Below are 3,991 nucleotides of genomic sequence, written 5' to 3' on the forward strand. Positions count from 1 at the left end.
CCGGTCGTGCCGGAGCCCGAAGCGGAGCCCGAGCCCGCACCCGAGCCCGAGCCCGCACCCGAGCCGGAGCCCGCACCCGAGCCGGAGCCCGCACTCGAGCCGGTCGTGCCGGAGCCCGAGGCCGAGGAGCCGCTTCCCCTCATCGAAGACGCCTTCCTGCCGCCCACGGAGGTGACGCTCGCGCCACCGGTCGACGACGACTTCGACCAGCTGTGGGGTGCCACTGTGCACTCGGTCGGCGGGGCGGCACCGGTGGTGCCGGTCCCCGTCGAGGGCGACCACGACGGCGCCACCGTCTCGGCAGCGGACCTCCGTGCTCTCCGCCAGCAGCCGCCGGTCGCGAACGACGCGCCGACGGAGGTGCTCGATGTGGCGCCGACGCCGGCCGTGGCCTCGGTCGGCCGCATCCGGCTCTCCACCGGTCAGGTGGCCGCCCTCGACCGCACCGTGATCATCGGGCGCCGGCCACGGTCGACACGTGCCAGCGGGGCGAACCTCCCGCACCTGATCGCCGTCGAGAGCCCCCAGCAGGACATCTCACGCAGCCATCTCGAGGTCAGGCCGGAAGGCGACACGGTGGTGGTCATCGACCTGCACACCACCAACGGGTCCACGCTCCTGCGCCCGGGCGCCGACCCCGTGCGGTTGCACCCCGGGGAGCAGACGCTGGTGCTCTCCGGCGATGTCGTCGACCTCGGCGACGGCGTGACCGTCGCCTTCGAGGATCTCCCGTGACGCGTCGCCCGTCGCCGCCGCCGGATCTTCCCGGCTTCACCTATGTGGAGCCGTTGGGCACCGGTGGCTTCGCCGACGTGTTCCTCTACGAGCAGGAGATGCCTCGCCGCCGCGTCGCGGTGAAGGTCCTGCTCGCCGATCGCATCTCGAGCGGCGCCGCGCAGGAGTTCGCCGATGAGGCGAACGTCATGGCCATGCTCTCGACGCACCCCGCGATCGTCACGATCTACCAGGCCGGGGTCGCGGGCGACGGGCGCCCCTATCTGGTGATGGAGTACTGCCCGCGGCCGAACCTCCAGCTGCGCGCACGGAAGGACCCGTTCTCCGTCGCCGAGGCTCTCCGGGTCGGCGTGCAGGTGGCCGGCGCTGTCGAGACGGCGCACCGCGCAGGCGTGCTGCACCGCGACATCAAGCCCGCCAACATCCTCGTCACCGAGTACAACCGGCCGGCGCTCACCGATTTCGGCATCGCGTCGACGACGGGCGCGACGGGTGAGGCGTCGGGCATGTCGATCCCGTGGTCGCCACCGGAGTCGTTCGCCGAGCCGCCCCAGAGCGGGCCGCGCACGGACGTGTGGGCGCTGGGGGCGACGCTGTACACCCTGCTCGCCGGACGATCACCGTTCGAGCGCCCCGGGGAACGGAACTCCAGTGCCGACCTCATCGAGCGCATCGAGCGCGCCGCCCTGCCGTCTCTGAAGCGGCCGGACTCCCCGGAGAGCCTGCAACGACTCCTCGAGCGCTCGATGGCGAAGAATCCCGACGATCGCTTCCCGAGCGCCGTGGCGTTCGCGCGAGCGCTGCAGAAGGTGCAGATCGAGCTCTCCCACTCGGTGACCCCGATCGACATCGTCGACGATCACCCGCCGGTGGAAGACCTCGACGACGACGGCGACGGTCTCACCCGGGTGCGGGAGATCGTCAGTATCGATCCCGACATGGCCTCGTTCACCCGTCCGTCGGCGACGACGCAGCGGAAGGAGCCTCCGGCCGCGCTGCAGGGGGTGCCGCGCTTCGACGCCCCGGCCGCCCAGGAAACGGCGGTCGAGCAGACGCAGCTGCGCACGCCGTCTCCCGTTGCTGCACCTCCGACCGTGCCGGGCGCCGACGACCGGACCATCGCCCGTGCGCCGATGGTCGTGGCCCCGGACGCCGCCGTGCCGCCGACGATGGTTCCCGGAGCGCCCGTCGAGGCCCCGGTCGCACCCGAGCCGCCCCGCAGTCGGAAGGGGCTGTGGATCACCCTCGCCGCCGCGGGAGTCGTGCTCGTGATCGGCGGCATCGTCGGACTCAACCTCCTGGTCGCGGGTATCGCGCCCGAACCGCAGGAGACCGCGGAAGCCGTCGATCCGAAGGACGTCGGAACGGACGTGGTGCCGAAGGTGACGGAGCTCGCCGGGACGCGACAGGGCGAACAGGTGGTCTTCACCTGGACGAACCCGAGCCCGCTCGACGGCGATTCATACATCTGGACCCCGGTGGCGGTCTCGGGCGAGGTCGATCCCCAGCAGACGCCGGATCCGACCGCCACGGTGCCCGCCGCGGCGGGGACCGTCTGCATCGATGTGATGCTGCGACGCGACGACGGGCGCGCGTCCGAGACCGTGCGGGGGTGCGTGGAGTGAGTGGTGAAGGCGGCGTGACCGTCGAGTTCGCGGGGGAGTACTTCCCGGTCCGTCGGGGCGGGCGGTTCATCGTCGGGCGCGAGGGAGATCTCGAGCTCGACGACAACCTGTTCCTGCACCGGCACTTCCTGGAGATCACCGACGCCGACGGGTTGTGGTGGCTGTCGAACGTCGGCACGCGACTCACGGCGACCGTGACCGATTCGGCCGGTGGCGTGCAGGCCTGGCTCGCTCCCGGTGCCCGCCTTCCGCTGGTCTTCGAGACCACGACCGTCGTGTTCAGCGCAGGACCGACGACCTACGAACTCACCTTGCACGCGGCGGAGCCGACGTTCCGTGCGACCAGGCGCGAGCACGACGACGGGGGTGCCTCCACGATCGGCGACGTCCCGTTGACCCTCAGCCAGAAGCTCCTCATCCTCGCGCTGGCGGAGCCGCAGTTGCGCAGGGACGGTACGGGTATGAGCGAGATCCCGACGTCGGCGAAGGCCGCGGAGCGCCTCGGCTGGACCGTCACCCGCTTCAACCGCAAGCTCGACAACGTGTGCGACAAGTTCGACCGGATCGGTGTGCCCGGAATGCGCGGCGGACAACGCAGCTTCGCGACCAACAGACGTGCGCGCCTGGTGGAGCACGTGATCGCGTCGCGACTGGTCGGCAAGAGCGACCTGCCGTTGCTCGACACCGCGCACGCCGTCGACGAGGTCGAGGGAGAGCAGGAGTGATCTGGGAGATCGACGACCACGCTCCCGAGGTCGAAGGGCTCGACGCGCACGGACGCCCGGATCCTGCGTACGCGGAGGCCCTCGGGCTCCGCACAGCAGGGCGAGGGCCGCGCGTGCTCGCCGCGCTGATCGAGTGGGCGGTGGCCGTGCTCATCGCGCTCCCGGCGATCGTCGCGCTCACCCCGGTTCTCGCGCAGGTGGTCGCAGGGCAGTTCGACGCCGAGAGGTTCTTCGCCCGCGGTGACCTGGTGTGGCTCATCGTCGCGGCAGCCGTATCGCAGGGCCTGATGATCGCCTATATCGTCGTCCAGCTCGTCCTGCACGGACGCAAGGGAGTGACGCTCGGCAAGGCGATCTGCGGCATCCGCTCGGTGAACGTCCGGACCCTCGAGCGCCCCGGTTTCTGGCGCGGAGCCGTGGTCCGCTTCCTCGTCGCCTACGCCTCGCTCATCGTCCCGGTCATCGGTCCGGTGCTGGTGATCATGCTCTCCCCGCTGTTCGACATCGAACGGCGAGGACGCGGCTGGCTCGATCTCGCTGCCGCGACCTGGTTCGTCGACGTGCGCGGCGGGTTGAATCCCTACGATGCGAAACGCATGCGCATCGCGCGCAAGCGCGTGAAGACGCCCGTACACGAGGAGAAGGCTCCGCTGCCGTCACTGGCGACGCCGGTGCATCGCGACGCGCCGGCCGAGTACGTCCCGAGTGCGCGCCTTTCCGGAGGCGTCATCGGTGCGCACCGCTCGGCCGCGGCGGCTGCGACGGAGCAGGCAGAGCCATCTGGAGCCGGCTCCATGGTGTCGGCGGCGCCGCCGTCGCTCGCGACGGGCGCACCGGCTCCGGCAACGTTCTCCCCGGCTCCCGCCCCGGCGCCGAGCAGCGAGAGGGTGAGGACGCCTGCGGGTC

Annotated in this window: 4 protein-coding genes; all 4 read left to right on the top strand. The window is 71.3% G+C overall.

Annotated elements, in window-relative coordinates; genetic code table 11:
- A partial coding sequence (locus tag DW307_RS00965; RefSeq protein WP_205810306.1) for an FHA domain-containing protein occupies positions 1–735 on the top strand: 735 nt, incomplete at its 5' end.
- Positions 732–2,360 carry a serine/threonine-protein kinase gene (locus tag DW307_RS00970; protein ID WP_136023682.1) on the top strand — a complete coding sequence of 543 codons (1,629 nt, stop codon included), beginning with the start codon at positions 732–734 and terminating at the stop codon, positions 2,358–2,360. The genes DW307_RS00965 and DW307_RS00970, both read left to right, overlap by 4 nt.
- Positions 2,361–2,374: 14 nt before the next feature.
- Positions 2,375–3,085 (top strand): hypothetical protein, encoded by a 711-nt coding sequence (locus DW307_RS00975; RefSeq protein WP_231479805.1) that lies wholly within the window; start codon positions 2,375–2,377, stop codon positions 3,083–3,085.
- Positions 3,082–3,991, top strand: a 910-nt coding sequence (locus DW307_RS00980; protein WP_136023683.1) for an RDD family protein, incomplete at its 3' end; no start/stop codon positions are given. The genes DW307_RS00975 and DW307_RS00980, both read left to right, overlap by 4 nt.

The sequence above is a fragment of the Microbacterium sp. K27 genome, from assembly GCF_004794435.1.
GTDB lineage: Bacteria > Actinomycetota > Actinomycetes > Actinomycetales > Microbacteriaceae > Microbacterium > Microbacterium maritypicum_A.